The sequence below is a fragment of the Aeromicrobium sp. genome (assembly GCF_049587115.1).
Lineage (GTDB): Bacteria > Actinomycetota > Actinomycetes > Propionibacteriales > Nocardioidaceae > Aeromicrobium.
In genome coordinates this window covers 1-19716 of sequence record NZ_JBAVDI010000039.1, presented here as the reverse complement: position 1 = coordinate 19716, position 19716 = coordinate 1, and the positions used below count along the sequence as shown (strand labels likewise).

The following is a 19716-nucleotide window of genomic DNA, read 5'->3' as shown; positions in this document are numbered from 1 at the left end:
TTCCAGTGTCCCACCACGGCTGTGACAGGCTGGCCCCGTGCGTTCTTTGCTCTGGCCGATCGCGGCCGCCGCTGCGGGGCTGGTGTACGCCTCGGTCTATGAAGTTCGTGCCTTCACGCTCCGCCGTGTGACGGTACCGGTGCTGGCACCCGGCTCGCAGCCTCTCAAGGTCCTTCACCTGTCCGACACCCACATGACTCCGGGCCAGTTCACGAAGCAGCAGTGGCTGCGCGGCCTGGCCGAGCTCGAGCCGGACCTCATCATCAACACCGGTGACAATTTGGCCCACCTGGACGCGGTGCCGTCCGTCCTGGCGGCCTACGGCGGCCTGCTGGACGTCCCCGGTGCGTTCGTCTTCGGTTCCAACGACTACTTCTCGCCCGCTCCGAAGAATCCCGTCAACTACCTGCGCGGCGGGACAGGTGGCGGCAGCGAGCGCACCCGCGATCTACCGTTCAACGAGCTTCGTCACGCCTTTGAGCAGCGCGGCTGGACCGATCTGACCAATCGTCATGCGTCCTTCGTGGTCAAGGGGCGGCGGCTGGCGTTCGTGGGAGTCGACGACCCGCACCTAAATTTCGACGTGCTCGACGAGGTCGTCGCCGATCCCGAGGCCGACCTCGCGATCGGCGTTGCCCACGCTCCGTACCTGCGGGTGCTGGACCGCTGGAACTCGCTCGGATATCCGCTCATCATGGCCGGTCACACACACGGCGGCCAGCTGCGCCTGCCGTACTACGGAGCACTGGTGACCAACTGCGACCTGGATCGAGCGCGCGCACGCGGCCTCCATCAGCATCGGGTCGAGGGGCACGACCCGTCGTGGCTGCATGTCTCAGCGGGGCTCGGGACGTCACCGTTCGCGCCGGTGCGTTTTGCCTGCCGCCCCGAGGCGACCCTGCTCACCCTGACTGAGATAGACTCTCCGGGTTCCCTCGCGTAGGGGGCGTCGGGCTGTGGCGCAGCTTGGTAGCGCGCGTCGTTCGGGACGACGAGGCCGCAGGTTCAAATCCTGTCAGCCCGACCATGTGATCTCGCAAGAGATAAGCAAGTCCCGAACCTGCGGAAGTAGGTTCGGGACTTCGTGATTCCGAGGTCGAACACCCGGTCGACGCGGCAGGCGTTGCAATCGGATCGAAACCCGGCATCCACGGCGGTGTGACACCCCCTGTGGAAGACTCGATGCATGGTCGACGATCCGCAGCAGCCACCCCGGAAGGTGGTCAAACGTGTCGTCAAGAAGACCGTCACGCGGCCCGGCAGCACACCGCCTCCGCAGACTGTCCGCTACGGCCGTCCCGTCTCGACCAGGCCTCAGGCCAAGGTCGCAACCCGCCCCGGCGCAGCATCCACCGCACGCAGTGGAGCCAGCAAGACGCCTCGTCCTCGCCCGCAGGTCGCCGCGAAGGTCAGCGCTGCCACCCGGGCTGTTTCGTCGCGAGCCTCTGCTGCCGCCTCTGACGTGGCAGGCAGGACCGGATCGGCCGGCCGCTCCACCGGCGCCTTCCTCGCTGACCGGACTCGCAGGGTCGTAGCCTGGCGCATCCCACACATCGACCCCCGTCTCGCTGCACCCATCACCGGTGCTGTCGTCGGGCTGGTTTCGGTCGGACTCGGTCTGGCTGCGCTGGAGATGTTCACGCAAGTGCGCGGCGTCGCCTCCGGCGGCGGCAGATGGGGCTCGCTCACCTTCGTCATAGTTGCCTTCATCGCCTTCTTCATCGGCGACCTGCTGCTCTCGGCGTTCGGAACGGCCCAGGCCGGACTGATCAGCTTCCTCGGCGTGGTCCTGACGATCGTCGCGATCCTCGTCGCCTTCCTCGGACTGGCCGAGACCGGATGGGCCCTGCTCCTCGTGCCGACACTCGGCGCACTGACCTACAGCCTCGCGCACTGGCTCATGGCCCTTGCGGAGAGCAGTCCTACACTGCCCGAGTGACGGACACCCTCTGGAGCCCACCGCTGGACGGGAGCTCGCGACTCGAGCAGTTCGCCGCCGATCTGGATCGCGGGGACGACGACTACGAGTCGCTCTGGCGTTGGTCGGTCGCGGAGCCGAACGAGTTCTGGCGAGCCGTCTGGACGGCGTTCGACCTACCGGCCGATGGCGACCCCACCCAGGCCCTGGCCGACGACTCGATGCCCGGGGCCGTGTGGTTCCCCGACGTGCGGCTCAACTACGCCGAGGTCATGCTGCGGATGCCGGGCCGCGCCGACGACGACGTCGTGGTGATCGCCGCCTCGCAGAGCCGTGACGACGTACGTCTGACCGCTCGAGAGCTGCGGGAGCAGGTCGCCCGGGCCCGCGCGGGTCTGGTCCGTGCCGGTGTCGCCGAGGGCGATCGCGTCGCCGCCTACTCCCCCAACATCCCCGAGACGCTCGTCCTGCTGCTCGCCGCAGCGAGCCTGGGCGCCGTGTTCTCCTCGTGCGCGCCAGAATTCGGCACCCAGAGCGTCGTCGACCGGTGGCAGCAGATCGAGCCCACGTTGCTGCTCGCAGTCGACGGCTACCGCTACGGCGCCAAGCACATCGATCGCCGCGCCGAGGTCGAGGCGATCGTGTCGAGCCTTCCGAGCCTCGAGACGGTTGTCTGGCTGCCCTACCTCGACCCCGAGGCGATTGCGCCGGGAGGCGCCGTCACCTGGTCCGACCTCACAGCGGAGGTGGCACCGCTCGAGTTCGTCCGCCTGCCATTCTCTGCACCGCTGTACGTGCTGTTCTCCTCCGGCACCACGGGGTTGCCCAAGCCCATCGTGCATGGTCACGGTGGCATCACGATCGAGCACGTCAAGTCGCTCGCGCTGCATCACGATCTAGGACCCGCCGACCGCTTCTTCTGGTTCTCCACCACGGGCTGGATGATGTGGAACCTGCTGATCTCGGGCCTGGCGGTGGGCTCCACGATCGTGATGTTCGACGGCAACCCGGCCCACCCCGACACCAGCATGCTGTGGCGACTCGCCGAGCGGCTCGGCGTCACCTACTTCGGGACCAGCGCACCGTTCTTGTTGCAGTGTCGCAAGGAGGGGCTCGTGCCCCGCGATCTCGCCGATCTCTCGCGGCTGCGTGGTGTCGGCTCGACCGGCGCTCCGCTGCCCGCCGAAGGCTTTCGGTGGGTCTACGACTCGGTCAGTGCGACGGCACAGCTCGCATCGATCTCTGGCGGCACGGACGTGTGCTCGGGGTTCGTCGGAGCTGCGCCAACCGTGCCCGTGTACGCCGGTGAGATCTCGTGCCGCATGCTGGGAGCCTCGGTCGAGGCATACGACGACCAGCACCATCCGATCATCGGCTCTCTGGGCGAGCTCGTCATCACCAGGCCCATGCCGTCGATGCCGGTCGGCTTCTGGGGTGACGACGACGGCGCTCGATACCGAGCCGCGTACTTCGAGGACATCCCCGGGGTCTGGCGCCACGGCGACTGGATCACCATCACCGATCGCGGCTCCTGCACCATCACCGGGCGTAGCGACGCGACGCTGAACCGCGGCGGGGTGCGTCTCGGGACGGCAGAGTTCTACGCCGTCGTCGAGGCACTGCCGCAGGTCCTGGACAGTCTCGTCGTCCACCTGGAGGACCCGCACGATGGCGCCGGCCAGCTCCTGCTGTTCGTGGTGCTGGCCGAGGGCGCGGTCCTCGACGACTCGCTCACCCGAACGATCTCGGCGGCACTGCGGTCACAGCTCTCGCCCCGCCACGTGCCCGATGCGATCCATCCAGTGGCGCTCCTCCCACGGACGCTGTCGGGAAAGAAGCTCGAGGTGCCGGTCAAGAAGATCCTGCAGGGCGTCTCGATCCAGGATGCAGCGGCCAAGGGTGCGCTGGCCGATCCCACCGCACTCGACGTCTTCGTCACGAATCGTGACATCTTCGTCGGTCCCTGAGCGCCAAGAAGCGCATCGAGCTATGGCAGCAGCAGCTCGGCAATCTGCACCGTGTTGAGGGCTGCGCCCTTGCGCAGGTTGTCACCGCTGACGAACAGGACCAGGCCACGGTTGCCCTCGACGCTCCGATCCTGCCGGATGCGGCCGACCAGACTCGGGTCCGTCCCGGCTGCCTGCAGTGGCGTCGGCACGTCAACCAGTCGGACCCCGGCGGCCGACGACAGGATCTCTATCGCCCGCTCGACCGGGAGATCGGCCGAGAACTCGGCATTGATCGACAGCGAGTGCCCGGTGAAGACCGGCACGCGAACACATGTGCCGGCGACCCGCAGGCCGGGCAGATGCAGGATCTTGCGGCTCTCGTTGCGCAGCTTCTGCTCCTCGTCCGTCTCGAACGAGCCATCGTCGACGACCGAGCCAGCCATCGGCAGCACGTTGAAGGCGATCGGCGCGACGTAGACCTTGGGCGACGGGAAGGTCACCGCGGATCCGTCGTATGCCAGCTCATCGGCCTTCTCGGCCACCGCCAGCGCCTGTCCGTGAAGCTCACCAACGCCCGCAATACCCGAACCGGACACCGCCTGGTAGCTGCTGACCACGAGACGCACGAGGCCAGCCTCGTCATGCAACGGCTTGAGCACCGGCATCGCCGCCATCGTCGTGCAGTTCGGATTGGCGATGATGTTCTGCGTCGCGAGCGCAATGTCCTCGGGGTTGACCTCGCTGACGATCAACGGGATCTCGGGGTCCTTGCGGAATGCCGAGGAGTTGTCGATGACCATCGCGCCGGCCGCTGCAAATCGCGGAACGTGCGCTCGGGAGGTCGTCGCTCCGGCGGAGAACAGCGCAATGTCGAGCCCGGCCGGATCCGCGGTCTCGGCGTCCTCCACCACGATCTCCCGACCGCGGTACGGCAGGACCTTCCCGGCAGATCGAGCAGAGGCGAAGAAACGCACCTCGTCGGCCGGGAAGTCGCGTTCGGCAAGAATGCTGCGCATCGCGACGCCGACCTGACCGGTCGCACCGACGATGCCGATACGGGCGCCGCCCCGGGGCCCCTGTGACGTCATCGTCCGGTTCCCCCGTAGACCACGGCCTCGACCTCGTCGGTACCGAGGTCGAATGCCGCGTGAGCCGCATTGACGGCGGCGTCGACCTGGTTCTCCGTCACCACGACCGAGATCCGGATCTCCGACGTCGAGATCATCTCGATGTTGACCCCCGCGTCGGCCAACGAGCGGAAGAAGCGAGCGGTGATGCCCGGCGAGGAACGCATGCCGGCGCCCACGATCGAGACCTTGCCGACGCTGTCGTCATACTGCAGCCGTTCGAAGCCGACGGTGTCCTTGAGCCGCGCCAGGGCGGTCATGGCGGTCTGCCCGTCGGCGCGCGGGAGGGTGAACGAGATGTCGGTCAGGTTCGTCGCTGCGGCCGAGACGTTCTGCACGACCATGTCGATGTTGATCTGGGCGTCAGCCAACGCCTGCAGGATCGTCGCGGCCTCACCGACCTTGTCGGGCACCCCGACGACGGTGATCTTGGACTCGCTGCGATCGTGCGCAACGCCGGAGATGATGGCTTGCTCCATGGGAGCTCCTTCGTGGATGACGTCCTCGGTCCTGACGACCCAGGTGCCGGTCTTGTCGGAGAATGATGAGCGCACGTGGATCGGCATGTCGTTGCGACGGGCGTACTCGACGCACCGCAGGTGCAGGATCTTCGCACCGCTGGCCGCCATCTCGAGCATCTCCTCGTAGGAGATGCGTGGAATCTGACGGGCGTTGCTGACGATCCGTGGATCGGCGGTGAAGATCCCGTCCACATCGGTGTAGATCTCGCAGACATCCGCGTGCAGGGCGGCGGCCAGCGCGACGGCAGTCGTGTCGGAGCCACCCCGACCCAGCGTCGTGATGTCCTTGGTCGTCTGGGAGACACCTTGGAACCCGGCGACGATCGCGACGGCGCCGTCCGCGAGCGCGGCCTCGATTCGGCTTGGCGTGACATCGATGATCTTGGCGCGGCCGTGCTCGGAGTCGGTGATGACGCCAGCCTGCGACCCGGTGAACGAGCGCGCCTCCTGGCCCAGCGTGCCGATCGCCATCGCGAGCACGGCCATGCTGATTCGTTCACCAGCGGTCAGCAGCATGTCGAGCTCGCGGCCCGGAGGAAGCGGCGAGACCTGGTTGGCCAGATCGATCAGCTCATCGGTCGTGTCGCCCATGGCAGACACGACGACAACGACGTCGTGACCAGCCTTCTTGGTCGCGACGATGCGCTGGGCGACCCTCTTGATGCTGGTTGCGTCGGCAACCGAGGAGCCGCCGTACTTCTGGACGACAATGCCCACAGGCCCATTCCTCTTGCTTGGCACTACCTGGTGGTGATGTACGGATGCGCGACGCTGCGCGGGATCAAGTCTAGCGATACTCCGGATTGGCTTGTAACTCGTGCACTCCGGAATCCCACACCGTGCGCTGGTTGCCGAACGCCGGGACCCCTCCCGCGTCACGCAACAGCTTCGCCAGATGCATCAAGTTGTAGGTCATGAACGACGTGTTGCGGTTGGTGAAGTCGTTCTCGGGTCCACCCGATCCGGGGTCGAGGTAGGACGGGCCGGGTCCGGCCTCCCCGATCCAGCCCGCGTCGGCCTGCGGCGGGATCGTGTAGCCCACGTGCTGCATCGAGTACAGGACGTTCATGGCGCAGTGCTTGATTCCGTCCTCGTTGCCGGTGATCAGGCAGCCACCGACCTTGCCGTAGAACGCATACTGTCCATCGGAGTTGAGCATGCCCGAGGCGGAGTACAACCTCTCGATGACCTGCTTCATGATGCTGCTGTTGTCTCCGAGCCAGATCGGCCCGGCAAGCACCAGGATCTCGGCCGCCATGACCTGTTCGAAGATCTCAGGCCAAGCATCGACCTCCCAGCCGTGCTCGGTCATGTCGGGGTACACCCCGCTGGCGATCGGATGGTCGATCGCGCGGATCTCGGTGACCGTCACTCCGTGGCGGCGCATGATGTCGGCGCTCATCGTCACCAGCCCGTCGGTGTTGCTGGGCTCGGGCGATTTCTTGAGCGTCGCGTTGATGAACACGGCGCCGAGGCCGGAGAAGTCAGGAGCATCGATCATGACTGTGAGTCTGCCCCCGCCCCGCGCCGCTGGCAACCGAGACGACCTGACGTTCGGTGGTTGCTCAGGCCCGGGTGACGGTGTGGCCGATCGTCGTCCGTCCCTCGAACGCCCGGCCCAGGGTCAGCTCGTCGGCGTACTCCAGGTCGCCGCCGACCGGCAGTCCGCTGGCCAGCTTGCTGACCCGCAGTCCGAGCGGCGTCAGCATCCGGATCAGGTACGTCGCGGTCGCCTCACCCTCGAGGTTGGGATCGGTCGCGATGATGACCTCGGTGACGACGCCGTCCTGGAGCCGCTGGAGCAGCTCCTTGATGCGCAGCTGATCGGGTCCGATGCCGGCGATCGGCGAGATTGCGCCGCCCAGCACGTGGTACCTGCCGCGGAACTCGCGGGTGCGCTCGATCGCGACGACGTCCTTGGACTCCTCGACGACACAGATCACGGCAAGATCTCGGCGCGGGTCCGCGCAGACCCTGCATTCTGTGTCGACCGTGACGTTGCCGCAGATCGAGCAGAAGTGCACCTTGGCCTTGACCTCCAAAAGCGTCGCGGCGAATCGGCGAACGTCCTCGGGGTCGGCGTCGAGCAGGTGGAATGCGATGCGCTGCGCACTCTTGGGACCGATGCCGGGCAGCTGCCCTAGCTCATCGATCAGATCTTGGATTACCCCGTCATACATAGGTGCTCAGGGTATGCCGTCAGCGGTGGGACGGCCCCGTCGACCCGCTGTCGAACAGCTGCTGTCCAGCCAGGATGCGCACGAGCTGCTCGACCCGGAGGTCCTCGTGTTCAGGGTGGGCCAGGACGGTCGAGGTGATCGCCTCACCATCGAGCATGTGCACGATCCCGAGAATGATGGTGTCGAGCTCCTCGGCCGGCATCGACTTCGCGATCGGCAGGGCGTGTCCGATCCCGACGATCTCCCGGTGATACCGCTCGGCCAGCGGGGTCAGCCGCTCCCGCAGATCAGGATCCGTGCGGGCGGCGACCAGCAGCTCGTACCACGCGGCATTCATCGGATCCCGGGTTGCGCGGCGAAGGAGGTGCAGGCAGGCCGCGACGCTGAACTCCTCGAGCGAAGCCAACCCCTGCCGGAACTCGACGAACTGCCGGGCCCGCACCTCGTCGGCGGCTGCCAGGATCACGTCCAGACGGGACTCGAAATGCCGGAACAGCCCACCCTGGGAGATGCCTGCGCGGCGGGCGATCTCGATCGTGGACGTCCGCGCGTAGCCGAGCTCTGCCAACGACCCGACCGCGGCGTCGACCAGCGCGGCGATCGTCGCCTCCCGTCGCTCGGCCTGCGTACGTCGGGGGGCCACGACGGCTACTGCGCCGCCTCGAGCCCGAGTCGGCGGACCGGAGCGACCGTGCCCCGGTCCTCGCCCGCGCGCAGGAAGCGGCCCGTGCCCAGTGTCCGGCCGTAGCCCTCGACGAAGACGCCCCGCTCGAAGACGACCTCCCCGGTCACGATCGTGGCCGCGACAGCAGCGTCGTTGCGATTGACCATGCGGCTCATGTTGCCGAACTCCGGCATCAGCGCCTCGTGGTAGTCGTCGACTGCGTCGCTGAGCCCGGCCGGATCGACCACGACGATGTCGGCCCGGTCGCCGACCGCGATGCGCCCTGCATCGATGCCGTAGAAGTCTCCGAGCTCGCCGGTCAGCTTGAAGATCGCCTTCTCGACGCTCATGAACGGCTTGGCTGTCGACTGTGCCTGGTGCACGCGGTTGAGCAGCCGGATGCCGAAGTTGTAGAACGCCATGTTGCGCAGGTGCGCGCCGGCGTCCGAGAAGCCGATCGTGATGCCGAAGCGATTGATCAGCTTGTCCTGGATCTCCGGCCTGGTATTGGCGATGTTGGTCTTCCAGCGCAGTGCGGTGCCGTACTCGACGACGAGGTCGAGATAGCAGTCGACTGGGTGCAGGTCCCGATCACGGGCGACCTGCCCGATCATCATGCCGACCAGCGAGGCGTCGGGGCACTCGGTGATCTCGGCATCGTCGAAGTCGCGGTGCCAGACTCGGGGCGAGAACCGCTTGTCGAAGTCGCGCCGGAACCAGCGCCGGTATGCCTCGTCGCTCAGCAGCTCGTTGCGACCCATCTCCTCGCGGAGGTGGAGCGCCTCCCGGCCCGAACCGAACTCCTCGAAGACCACCAGGTCGATGCCGTCGGCCCACACCCGAAACGTCGTCGGCAGGTGCTGCCAGGTGAACTGCCCACGACCCAGCCGGTTGGCGATGAACGCCAGTGGAGCGAAGATGCGCTGCACCCACGGCTCCGCCTTGGTGTCGGCGGCGGCAAGCAGCGACACCTTCAGCGGCTTGCGGAACAACCCCGTCGCCGTGGCGAGGTAGAAGCCGATGTCGTACTTCTTGTTGAGGTTCGGGACCCCCTGCAGGACTCGTCCGCGGCGGCGCAGGACCCGGCTGAGCCCGCGGAACTCCTTCCAGCTCGAGTAGGTGGACGGCAGTGACCGGGAACGATAACGATCGCCGTCGAGCTTGTCCCACGGATTCGTCATGGTGGAGATGCCGAGAAAACCGGCATCCAGGGCCTCCTCCAACCGGCGTTCGATCTCGGCTTGCTCGCCCTTGGTGGCCTTCTGATCGGGATCGGTCGAGCGACCGATCCCCATGACGCTGGCCCGCGTGTCGGAGTGCCCGAGGAAGGAGGCGACATGTGGTCCCAGTGGCAGCTGCTCGAGCGCATCGACCCAGCCCTGCGGCGTCGACCAGTTCTTGGCCTCCTCGAGCGCGGCGAGAACGTGTGGTCGCGGCAGTGCTTCGACGCGGCTGAACAGGTCGGCGATGTCCAGGGGCGTCGAGTAGATCGTGGAGAGCGAGCAGTTGCCGACCAGCACCGTGGTGACACCGTGCCGGACTGACTCGTTGAGGCCGGGCGCCACTTGCAGCTCCGCGTCGTAGTGCGTGTGAGTGTCGACGAAGCCGGGCATGACCCACTGACCGGTGGCGTCAACGACTCGCGTCGCGGGGCTGACCGGCAAGGGATTCGCACTGAGCGCAGCGATCCGTCCGTCGCGGATACCGACATTCGTCTCGATCCCCGGCGCGCCGCTGCCGTCGAAGTAGGTGCCACCGGAAATGACCAGATCGAGATCGTTCACGTGTACCGCCTCGGGTGATGTGAGCACACAACATAGCGAGTGGGTACTCGCTATGTCTAGTGCGCGAGGAAGGTCTGCAGCATGTCGTGCCCCCGGGACGTCAGGATCGATTCGGGATGCATCTGGACTCCCTCGACAGGGTGAGTTCGATGGCGAACACCCATCACCACACCGGAGGCGGTGCGCGCGGTGACCTCCAGCTCGTCCGGCAGCGTGTGCGGATCGATCACCAGGGAGTGATAGCGCGCGCACACCAGCGGACTCGGCAGGTCCGAGTAGACGCCGTGACCGTCGTGGTGAACCAGCGAGGGCTTGCCGTGAACCACCTCGTCGGCGCGCACCACAGTCGCGCCGTAGACCTCGCCGATCGCCTGGTGGCCCAGGCACACTCCGAGCGTGGGAGTCGTGGGGCCAAGCCGCCGGATCGCCTCGATACTGATTCCGGCGTCGGTCGGGATGCCGGGCCCCGGCGAGACCACCAGGTGGGTGAACGCGCCGCGCTCACGCATCGCGACGAGCTCGTCGACCGTCACTGCGTCGTTGCGGACGACGTCGGCGCGCGCGCCCAGCTCGCCGACGTACTGGACCAGGTTGTAGACGAACGAGTCGTAGTTGTCGATGAACAGCACCGTCGCCTGCGAGACAGCGGGCGTGGTCGAGCTCGTCGGCCGACCTCTGCCGGGTCCGGCCGCCGAGCCGGCGCCATCGGGGGTGAACCAGAAACGCTTGAGTTCATCGCGAAGCCACCCGGTCGTGCGTCCCTCCGGCCAGCTCCCGACATCGCGGCAGGCGCGGACCGGGACGACTCCCCGCAGCGAGTTGGTCGCGAAGACCTCCGTCGCTGTGGACAGGTCCGCCACCGTGAGACGCCGCTGGAACACCGGCACTCCCGCATCGCGAAGCAGCTCGATGACCCGGGCCCGGGCGGTCCCGGGCAGGATGCGACCGTCCAGCGGCGGGGTGTGGACACCATCGTCCTGCACCACGAAGATGCTGGCCCGGGCGGTCTCGAGCATCGATCCATCCTCGGCCAGGACCAGCAGATCCCGGTCAGCCCCCACATCGGTGGCCAGCGCTCGACGGTCGGCCCACTTGTGCTGCCCGATTCCACCGTCGATCGTCCGGGGCACCAGGGTCCATCCGGCGACGTCGTCATCGATGGCCCGCGCGGTCATCGTCACGACGACACCCTGGCCGTCCGGCACGGCATCGATGCGCAGACGCTGCCGACCGGCCAGGCCCGCCACCCGTCGTTCCACCGCGTCGTCGAGTCCGGCACGGATCGTCGTGCCGTAGACCGAGCGGACACTCGCGTCGAGCCGGGCGAGGTGGGCATCCAGGTCGACGATGCGCCCGTCGACGACCAGCAATGTGTCGTAGATACCCGCTGATTCGTCGACAGTTGCCATTCGCACGGGCGCCGCGGGGGCCCACGGCTCGTCGACGCCGGGCGTCACAGCGGTGAGCGCGAGCGTGCCGCCGATCGCCTCGATCAAGGGGCGGGCCTTGACCAGGCATTCGGCGTACTCGCCGTCCGGGGTCGAGTCGGCGACCACGCCGCCGCCCACGCCCAGCCAGATGCGGTCGCCGGACATCTCGAAGGTGCGAATGGCGACGTTGAGCTCGAGCCCCGCGGCAGGACTCACGTGGCCGATCGCCCCCGTGTAGGCCTCGCGGCCGGTCGGCTCCAGCGTGTTGATGATCTCCATAGCTCGCACCTTGGGCGCTCCGGTCACCGAGCCGGGCGGAAAGGTCGCCCGCAGCAGCTCCGAATCACGAACTCCGTGCGCAAGATGGCCCACGACGTCCGACACCAGGTGCCACACGGAATGTCGTTCGGAACGGGTCAGGGCCGGCACCCGCACGGACCCCGGTACGCAGACGCGGCCGAGGTCGTTGCGCATCAGGTCGACGATCATGATGTTCTCGGCCCGATTCTTGGCCGAGGCAGCGAGCTCGTCGGGATCGGTGTCGAGTGCTGCGGTGCCCTTGATCGGAGAGCTGAGCACTTCGTCTCCGGTGCGTCGCAGGAACAGCTCGGGCGACAGGCTGGCGAGCGCACCCTCAGGACTCGACACGAAGGCCGCGTAGGCCGGGTGCAGTCGTTCGACTCCGGCGCAGAACACGTCCAGCGGATCGCCGTCCAGTGGCGCCTCCAGCCGCACGCACAGGTTGGCCTGGAAGATGTCGCCGGCCGTGATGTGGTCGAGGACCGTGGCGAGCGCAGCCTGATGTGCCCGCGGGGAGGGGGTCATCGAGAAGGCGCCGACGGAGTGGGGCCGGGGAGCCGACCGAGCTCCACCCAGCGTCCTCACGATCGCTGCGTCCCGGTCCGGATCAGCTCGCAACGACTCGAGCCACCACGTGCCGTCGGTCAGCCGCAACACGTGGTCGTAGAACGCGATGCGGTGATCCGGCTGCGGGACGGGACGCAGTGGCGTGGCGGGAAGCCGCTCGACGAGACGCCCCAGCTGATATCCCCAGGCGCCGATCCAGCCGCCGCCGAAGCCGCCGAGATCGGCACCGGCCGACACCGATGGTGGCGCGGCATCAATTCCCTCGAACGGATCGTCCTGCAGGACCGCGATCGGATCGAACGCGATCAGCGCCTCGCCGTGGTGCCACGCACCCAGCAGCGCGACCAACCGGTCGCGGCCGCGGAACAGACGTAGGACATCGAGCGAATCGAGGTCGATGTCGAGACGGGTGCGGACACCCGTCTCAGTCGTGGCGGGTCTCGTCAATGACTTCTGCTCCCAGCTCTCTCAGCAGCAGCAGCTCGGGGTCGATGGCCTCGTTGTCGACCACGGGGTCATCGCGGTCGGCCGAGGCGTCGGGGTCCTCGCGCGGCTCCGGCGCCGTGGAATCGCGCAGAGCCTCCCGGACCGACTCCGGCGCACCGACACCCTTGCGGGACTCGGCCGCTGCAGGACTCGGGTCGACCGAAGTCGGCTCTGAACTGCCGGACGGACCCGGACGAGCGCCGGGATCGACGATCGCCTCGATCCGCCACGTCACGCCGAGCACGGCGTGGAGGGCCTGTTGGACGTACTCCTCCGAGCGGCTGTTGATGAACGAGTCGCGAGCACCGGCATTGACCATGGCGATCGTCAGCGTCGAGCCGTCCAGGCCGGTGACCTGCGCGTTCTGGCTCAGCATGACCCAGGCGAAGCGGCGCAGGTCGCGGATCTTGTCGAGCACCTCCGGCCACAGCCGGCGAACGTCGGCGATGGTCAGCTGACCCGCCGCAGCCGGCTGCGCCGCCGGGGCGGGAGCAGGTTCAGGTTCGGCGGCGGACGTCGGAGCGGAGACCGAGCCCTGCTGCGCCGGCGGGGCGACGACCTGCTCGACCTCGGACGGCGAGCTCTCGACGACCGCGGAGGGCGCCTCGATCTCCACCGGTACGTCGACGACAGGCGCAGGCAGCTCAGCGGGCACCTCGTCCGGGACCGACTCGGCAACGCGGGCCGGTGCGGCTCCACCGTCCATCGACAACCGGCGCTCGACCCGGTCGAGTCTCGCCTGGAAACCTTGCGTCGAGTTGTCCGAACCCGGCACCAGGATGCGCGCGCACATCAGCTCGAGCAGCAGCCGTGGGGCGGTGGCCCCGCGAAACTCCATCAACGCGGCGTTGACGATGTCGGCGGCACGGGTCAGCTCGGACGGGCCGAATCCGCTGGCCTGGCTGAGCAGCCGGTCGGCTCGATCACCCGGCACGTCCAGCAGTCCCTTGTCGAGCGCGTCCGGCACTGCCGCGACGATCACCAGGTCACGCAGTCGTTGCAGGAAGTCCTCGGCGAAGCGGCGCGGGTCCTGACCAGACTCGATGACCTTGTCCACCACGCCGAAGACAGTCGACCCGTCACCGGCGGCGAATGCGTCGATCGCCTCGTCGAGCAACGAGTCGGGCGTGTAGCCCAGCAGCGCGACCGCCAGCGGGTAGGTGACGCCGTCCGGGCCCGCGCCACCGAGCAGCTGATCGAGGACACTGAGACTGTCGCGCACCGAACCCTGACCCGCACGAACCACCAGGGGCAGAGCCGTCGGCTCCAGCTTGACGTCCTCGGCGGCGCAGAGCTGCAGCAGGTAGTCGCCGAGCGTCCTGGGGGGAACGAGCCGGAACGGGTAGTGGTGGGTGCGCGACCGGATCGTCCCGATGACCTTGTCGGGCTCGGTGGTCGCGAAGATGAACCTCAGGTGCGGTGGCGGCTCCTCGACGAGCTTGAGCAGTGCGTTGAAGCCCTGCGGGGAGACCATGTGGGCCTCGTCGATGATGTAGACCTTGTAGCGACTGCTGACCGGGGCGAAGAATGCTCGCTCGCGCAGGTCTCGGGCATCGTCGACCCCGCCGTGACTGGCCGCGTCGATCTCGATGACGTCGATGCTCCCCGGTCCGCCGCGGGCCAGATCCCGACAGCTCTGGCACTCGCCACACGGATCGGCGATCGGCGCCTTCTCGCAGTTGAGTGCACGGGCCAGGATCCGGGCGCTGGTCGTCTTGCCACAGCCTCGCGGTCCCGAGAACAGATAGGCGTGATTGATCCGGTTCGCGGCCAGGGCATGCCGCAAGGGCTCGGTCACGTGATCCTGACCGATCACCTCGGCAAAGGTCTCGGGCCGGTATCGGCGGTACAGCGCGAGGGGGGCGTCCACGACGTGAACTCTATCGACCGGGTCCGACGCTGACGAGGCCGTCGCCGACGTCACGACTTCAGCAGACGGGTGGCCCGCAGCCAGGAGTCGACCGCGGCATACGCCGCCTTTCGGGGCTCGTCCAGAGAGATGAACACGTCGTGACGCGCGCCATCGATCGGCATCACCGTGACCTGGTCGCCGAGGCAGCCGGACCAGCGGGCGATCTGCCTGACGTCGAGCACCGCGTCGGCATTGTCGACCTCCGGGGTGTACTTCGAGGCGAACCGGGTCCGGTTCGAGCGCAGGACCAGCGACGGAACACCGATGTCCAGCCCTCGGTGGAGCGCGGCCTGACCCCGGCGTATCGCGGTCAGCCAGCCGTAGGTCACCGGGAAGCCTTCGAGCGGCTTGAAGGCGGTGTCGAACTCCCACTCGCCGTGCGCGCTGACGTGCAGGCTGGTGCCGTAGGCGTCCGTGGGTGGCAGCTTGATGAATGACTTGGGTCGGACCCGCGCCACGGCGGCGATCATTCGGGTGCCGACAGTGCGCATCCAGGCCCTGCCCTGCAGGTCGAACCATGGGCTGTTGAGGACCAGGCCCACGATGCCTGCACCCCGGGTGCCACCCGGCGTCCGGTTGAGGCGATCCAACCACAGCGGCAGGATCAGTCCGCCGGTCGAGTGGGCCGACAGGACGACAGGCTGGTCACCTGTCTCCGCACGGATGATTCGCAGCGCCTCGGACAGCTCGGCGTCGTAGAGCGCCAGGTCGGACACATAGTGTCCCGTCTGGCCCTCCCTTCGCGAGCGTCCGCACTTGCGCAGATCCAGGGCATAGAACGCAAAACCCCGCTCAGCCGAGAAGTCGGCGAGCTCGGTCTGGAAGAAGTAGTCGCTGAAGCCGTGAACGTAGAGCATGGCGGCTTCGTGCGCCTCGCGCGGCGTCCGCCGGACCAGAGTTGCCTCGACCTCGCCCTCGCCATCGGGATCCGTGCCCAGCGCGATGGTGCGTCGCTCATACCCATCGCCCAGCTCGTCGGGGATCCAGTCGGTCATGTGGGGTGCTCCTCGTTTGGCGACGGACGTCGGGGTCCCACAGTATGGGAGGCGTGACCGACACACGCGAAATCCAGCGGACACTCGATCTAGCCCTCCGTGTCGGCGAGATGCTGCTGTCCAACGGTGCCGGCGCGGCCGACGTCACCGCCACGATGTCCTCGATCACCCACCACCTGGGGTTGCGCCAGGCACTTGTGGACGTCACCTTCACCACGCTGACCCTGGGCTATCAACCGAGCTTCGACGAGCCCGCGTACTCCTTGACCCGCCACGTGACCCACCGAGAGACCGACTTCGACGACCTGACCCGAGTCGATCATCTCGTGACAGCCCTGCTGAGCGACGAGATCGACCTCGAGGAGGCGCGCGCCCAGATCGCCCAGATCACGTCGACTGGTCACCGAACACCGCGGTGGGCGGTGTCGATCAGCTGGGGAGTCATCGGGTCCGGTATCGCTCTGCTGATCGGCGGCGACGCAACAGTCACGTTGATCGCCGGGATCGCAGCGATCGGCATCGAGGTGCTCCAGCGTTACCTGTCCCGACTGCGACTTCCCTTCTTCTACGCCCAGGTCGCCGGCGGCCTGTTCGCGACACTCCTCGCGGTGGGAGTCGCGGCAGTCAACGTCGACGTCAACCCGTCGCTCGTCATCATCGCCAGCATCGTGATGCTGCTCGCGGGGCTCGGATTCATCGGTGCGATCCAGGACGCCCTGACCGGTTTCTACATCACTGCCGGGGCTCGCATCCTCGAGGTCATGATGTCGACGGTCGGCGTCATCGTCGGCGTCAGCGGGGGGCTGACCGTGGGCGGGCTGCTGGGAGTCAACATCGCGCTCGACCCCGACGCGTCCGGGCTCGCCCGTTTTCCGGTCATGGTTGCCGGCGCGGCCGTCAGCGCGGCAGCTTTCGCCTTCGCGGCCTACGCCCCGGCCCGAATCCTGCTGCCCATCGCGCTGATCGCCGGGATCGCCGCGGCAGTGTTCCTGCTGCTGTCCGATCAGGAGCTCGGCAAGGCCTGGCCCGCGGCCGTGGCCGCCATCTTCATCGGCTTCATCAGCTACACCGTGTCGGGGCGTTTCCACGTCCCCCCTCTGGTGATCGTGGTGGCGAGCATCGTTCCTCTGCTCCCCGGTCTGTCGATCTATCGCGGCCTGTCCCTGCTGGCGGACGACGACTACACCGGGATTCTCGCGATGATCACGGCCATCGCGATCGCCATCTCGCTCGCCGCGGGAGTCATCCTCGGCGAGTACGTCGCCCAGCCGCTGCGACGAGAGGCACGTAGGCTCGAACAGCGTCTCGCCGGCCCACGCCTGGTCGGGCCGCTCCGTGCTCGCGCGGTGCGGAAGAAGAAGCTGGACCCCGAATAGGCCCAGTTTGCCGGACATTAGACTTGCCGTGCGCCACGTGGCGCGATCGCCGAGGAGCCGTAGATGAAACTGCAACTGTCAGACGAGGACGCCGCCTTCCGTGAGGAGATGCACGACTTCTTCACGACCCAGATCCCCCAGCACATCCGTGACACCGTCGCCGCCCGCCGCGAGCTCAGCAAGGAGCAGATCGTCGAGTCGGTCCAGGTGATGAACGCCGCTGGCATCGCGGCGCCGAACTGGCCGGTCGAGTGGGGAGGAAAGGACTGGACACCGCTGCAGCGGCACATCTGGCACGAAGAGATGCAGCTGGCGTGCGTCCCGCCGCCACTGGCGTTCAACCATTCGATGGTCGGTCCTGTCATCGCCGCGTTCGGTTCGCAGGAGCTCAAGGAACGCTTTCTGGCCAAGACCGCCAATCTCGACATCTGGTGGTCGCAGGGATTCTCCGAGCCCGACGCAGGATCGGACCTCGCCTCGCTGCGGACGACCGCGGTCAAGGAGGGCGACGAGTACGTCGTGAACGGCCAGAAGACGTGGACGACCCTGGGTCAGCACGGCGACTGGATCTTCACGCTGGTCCGTACCGATCCAGACGTCAAGAAGCAGGCCGGCATCTCTTTCTTGCTGATCGACATGACGTCGCCCGGCGTCGAGGTCCGACCGATCGAGCTGATCGACGGCGGCCACGAGGTCAACGAGGTCTGGTTCGACAACGTTCGCGTACCGGCCGAAAACCTGGTCGGCGAGGAGAACAAGGGCTGGGACTACGCCAAGTTCCTGCTCGGCAACGAGCGGGTCGGCGTGGCGCCGGTTGGTTCGACCAAACGCACGCTTTCGCAGGCCAAGGAGTACGCCAAGACGGCCGGACCCGGCGGCACCTCCCTGCTGGAGGATCCACTCCTCGCGGCCCAGATCACGGATCTGGAGAATGAGCTTCTCGCGCTCGAGCTCACCGCGCTGCGCGTCGTGGCCAACTCGGCCGACGGCAAGCCACACCCCGCCTCCTCGGTGCTCAAGCTGCGCGGCACCGAGCTGCAGCAGGCCGTCACCGAGCTCATCGTCGACCTCGCCGGACCGGCGTCGCTGGCGTCAGGTGCGGGCGACGGCTCTGACGTGCCCGACTGGGCGCGGGTCGCCACACCCAACTACCTCAACTACCGGAAGGCGTCGATCTACGGCGGTTCCAACGAGGTGCAACGACAGATCATCGCCGGCACGATCCTGGGACTGAGGGGCTGACATGGACTTCCAACTGGACTCCGAGCAGGAAGCGCTCCGCGACGCAGTTCGCGGGCTGCTGACCAAGGCATACGACACCTCCGAGACTCGGCGTGAGGCGACCAAGCAGGATCCGGGCTGGGATGAGAAGACCTGGCAACGGCTCGCCGAGATGGGCGTCCTCGGGTTGCCCTTCGCCGAAGAGGACGGCGGCATGGGCGCCGGACCGGCCGAGGTGTCGATCGTGGCCGAGGAGATCGGGCGCGTCATCGCGCCCGAGCCGTTCGTCGAGGCCGTCGTGCTGGCCGGTGGTCTGGTCGCCGCGGCAGGCACCGCAGAGCAGCGCGCCGAGATCCTCGGCGCCCTTGCCGAGGGCACCCTCGTGCCGGCGTTCGCCCACACCGAGCCGGGGTCGCGCTACTCCCAGACCGCGGTCGGTGTCACTGCGGCCAGGGATGGCGACTCCTGGACTCTCAGTGGCGTGAAGGAGCCGGTCCTGGGAGGCGCCCGTGCCGACGTCCTGATCGTCAGCGCCGCCATCGACGGCGGGACGGGACTGTTCGTGGTCCCGGCCGATGCTGCTGGCCTCACACGTACGGGCTATCGAACGTTCGACGGCGGCCGCGCGGCCCATGTCGCGTTCGAGGGCACCCCGGCGACACCGCTCGGCGAGGCCGGAGCCGACCAGTCGGCGGTCATCGCGGCGACCGTTGCCGAGGCCCAGATTGCGTACGGCCACGAGGCGATCGGTGCCATGGACACCGCGCTGCGGACCACGACGGAGTACCTCAAGACGCGCAAGCAGTTCGGCGTCCCGCTGATGACGTTCCAGGCGCTGACCTTCCGTGCTGCGGACATGTACGTGTCGCTCGAGCTGGTCCGCAGCACCGTCACGTGGGCGACGCTCGTGCTGCTGGACGGCGGCGACGCCACCGAGGCAGCCTCGCGGGCCAAGCTGCAGGTCAGCAAGGCCGGCCGGCACATCGGCCAGGAGGCGATCCAGCTGCATGGCGGCATCGGCATGACCGCGGAGTACAGCGTTGGTCACTACATGAGCCGGCTCACCGCGATCGACCACGCCCTGGGCGACGGTCGTCACCACCTCAACCGTCTGGTCGAGACACTCGACGACCACACCGTCATCGAGCCGCTGCCCTGATCTAGAGCCCCCGCCAGGGCGGTGTCCTGGCCACGTATCGGGACCCCTGATACGTGGCTGAGGCACCGCCCTGGTGTCTGCCGCACGTATCCGGACCCTTGATACGTGGCTGAGGCACCGCCCTGGT

The 19716-nt window shown here is 67.6% G+C and carries 14 protein-coding genes, 1 tRNA gene and 2 pseudogenes; 7 read left to right on the top strand and 10 right to left on the bottom strand.

The features are described from left to right. Window positions 1-37: 37 nt before the first annotated feature. The 4 genes from WB461_RS04290 (at window position 38) to WB461_RS04275 (ending at window position 3885) form a co-directional block, all read left to right on the top strand. Entirely contained in the window at window positions 38-943 is a 906-nt protein-coding gene (locus WB461_RS04290) for a metallophosphoesterase (RefSeq protein WP_423851479.1), read from the top strand. Window positions 944-950: 7 nt separating this feature from the next. Continuing rightward, a tRNA-Pro gene (locus WB461_RS04285) sits at window positions 951-1027 on the top strand. Between the two features lie 159 nt (window positions 1028-1186). Continuing rightward, a complete protein-coding gene (locus WB461_RS04280) occupies window positions 1187-1939 on the top strand; it encodes a hypothetical protein (protein ID WP_423851478.1) in 753 nt (250 codons plus the stop codon). Further along, window positions 1936-3885 carry an acetoacetate--CoA ligase gene (locus tag WB461_RS04275; protein WP_423851477.1) on the top strand — a complete coding sequence of 650 codons (1950 nt, stop codon included), beginning with the start codon at window positions 1936-1938 and terminating at the stop codon, window positions 3883-3885. The genes WB461_RS04280 and WB461_RS04275 overlap by 4 nt, the downstream gene beginning before the upstream one ends. Window positions 3886-3905: 20 nt before the next feature. Here WB461_RS04275 and WB461_RS04270 read toward each other — a convergent pair whose 3' ends face one another. The 10 genes and pseudogenes from WB461_RS04270 to WB461_RS04225 form a co-directional block, all read right to left on the bottom strand. Next, entirely contained in the window at window positions 3906-4955 is a 1050-nt protein-coding gene (locus WB461_RS04270) for an aspartate-semialdehyde dehydrogenase (protein WP_423851476.1), read from the bottom strand. After that, window positions 4952-6232 (bottom strand): aspartate kinase, encoded by a 1281-nt coding sequence (locus WB461_RS04265; RefSeq protein ID WP_423851475.1) that lies wholly within the window; start codon window positions 6230-6232, stop codon window positions 4952-4954. The genes WB461_RS04270 and WB461_RS04265 overlap by 4 nt, the downstream gene beginning before the upstream one ends. A 70-nt stretch (window positions 6233-6302) precedes the next feature. Next, window positions 6303-7016: a flavodoxin family protein gene (locus tag WB461_RS04260; protein ID WP_423851474.1), complete on the bottom strand. Its 714-nt coding sequence runs from the start codon at window positions 7014-7016 to the stop codon at window positions 6303-6305. Between the two features lie 64 nt (window positions 7017-7080). Then, window positions 7081-7695 carry a recombination mediator RecR gene (gene recR, locus WB461_RS04255; protein ID WP_423851473.1) on the bottom strand — a complete coding sequence of 205 codons (615 nt, stop codon included), beginning with the start codon at window positions 7693-7695 and terminating at the stop codon, window positions 7081-7083. A 19-nt stretch (window positions 7696-7714) separates the two neighbouring features. Continuing rightward, a complete protein-coding gene (locus tag WB461_RS04250) occupies window positions 7715-8338 on the bottom strand; it encodes a TetR/AcrR family transcriptional regulator (protein WP_423851472.1) in 624 nt (207 codons plus the stop codon). Between the two features lie 5 nt (window positions 8339-8343). Continuing rightward, the gene (locus WB461_RS04245; protein ID WP_423851471.1) at window positions 8344-10143 is read right to left on the bottom strand and encodes an N-acyl-D-amino-acid deacylase family protein; all 1800 of its coding nucleotides are present in this window, start codon (window positions 10141-10143) and stop codon (window positions 8344-8346) included. A 56-nt stretch (window positions 10144-10199) separates the two neighbouring features. Beyond that, a complete protein-coding gene (locus WB461_RS04240; RefSeq protein ID WP_423851489.1) occupies window positions 10200-10772 on the bottom strand; it encodes an anthranilate synthase component II in 573 nt (190 codons plus the stop codon). Between the two features lie 171 nt (window positions 10773-10943). After that, window positions 10944-12788: pseudogene (locus WB461_RS04235) on the bottom strand (aminodeoxychorismate synthase component I); the annotation flags it as partial. A gap of 427 nt (window positions 12789-13215) precedes the next feature. After that, a pseudogene (locus tag WB461_RS04230) lies at window positions 13216-14880 on the bottom strand (DNA polymerase III subunit gamma and tau); the annotation flags it as partial. After that, window positions 14847-15833 (bottom strand): alpha/beta hydrolase, encoded by a 987-nt coding sequence (locus WB461_RS04225; RefSeq protein ID WP_423851470.1) that lies wholly within the window; start codon window positions 15831-15833, stop codon window positions 14847-14849. The pseudogene WB461_RS04230 and the gene WB461_RS04225, both read right to left, overlap by 34 nt. 44 nt (window positions 15834-15877) lie before the next feature. Between WB461_RS04225 and WB461_RS04220 the strand changes: the two genes are divergently transcribed. The 3 genes from WB461_RS04220 to WB461_RS04210 all read left to right on the top strand — a co-directional run bounded on the left by WB461_RS04220 (window position 15878) and on the right by WB461_RS04210 (window position 19589). Next, a complete protein-coding gene (locus tag WB461_RS04220; protein WP_423851469.1) occupies window positions 15878-17209 on the top strand; it encodes a threonine/serine ThrE exporter family protein in 1332 nt (443 codons plus the stop codon). Window positions 17210-17272: 63 nt separating this feature from the next. Next, the gene (locus WB461_RS04215; RefSeq protein ID WP_423851468.1) at window positions 17273-18451 is read left to right on the top strand and encodes an acyl-CoA dehydrogenase family protein; all 1179 of its coding nucleotides are present in this window, start codon (window positions 17273-17275) and stop codon (window positions 18449-18451) included. Between the two features lies 1 nt (window position 18452). Next, window positions 18453-19589 (top strand): acyl-CoA dehydrogenase family protein, encoded by a 1137-nt coding sequence (locus WB461_RS04210; protein ID WP_423851467.1) that lies wholly within the window; start codon window positions 18453-18455, stop codon window positions 19587-19589. The last annotated feature ends 127 nt before the right edge of the window (window positions 19590-19716 follow it).

Bases quoted from the DNA above. Each gene is read 5' to 3' on its own strand.
- recR (WP_423851473.1), bottom strand. From the start codon at position 7,695: ATGTATGACGGGGTAATCCAAGATCTGATCGATGAGCTAGGGCAGCTG.
- WB461_RS04260 (WP_423851474.1), bottom strand. From the start codon at position 7,016: ATGATCGATGCTCCTGACTTCTCCGGCCTCGGCGCCGTGTTCATCAAC.
- WB461_RS04210 (WP_423851467.1), top strand. From the start codon at position 18,453: ATGGACTTCCAACTGGACTCCGAGCAGGAAGCGCTCCGCGACGCAGTT.
- WB461_RS04280 (WP_423851478.1), top strand. From the start codon at position 1,187: ATGGTCGACGATCCGCAGCAGCCACCCCGGAAGGTGGTCAAACGTGTC.
- WB461_RS04220 (WP_423851469.1), top strand. From the start codon at position 15,878: ATGGGAGGCGTGACCGACACACGCGAAATCCAGCGGACACTCGATCTA.
- WB461_RS04215 (WP_423851468.1), top strand. From the start codon at position 17,273: ATGAAACTGCAACTGTCAGACGAGGACGCCGCCTTCCGTGAGGAGATG.
- WB461_RS04270 (WP_423851476.1), bottom strand. From the start codon at position 4,955: ATGACGTCACAGGGGCCCCGGGGCGGCGCCCGTATCGGCATCGTCGGT.
- WB461_RS04225 (WP_423851470.1), bottom strand. From the start codon at position 15,833: ATGACCGACTGGATCCCCGACGAGCTGGGCGATGGGTATGAGCGACGC.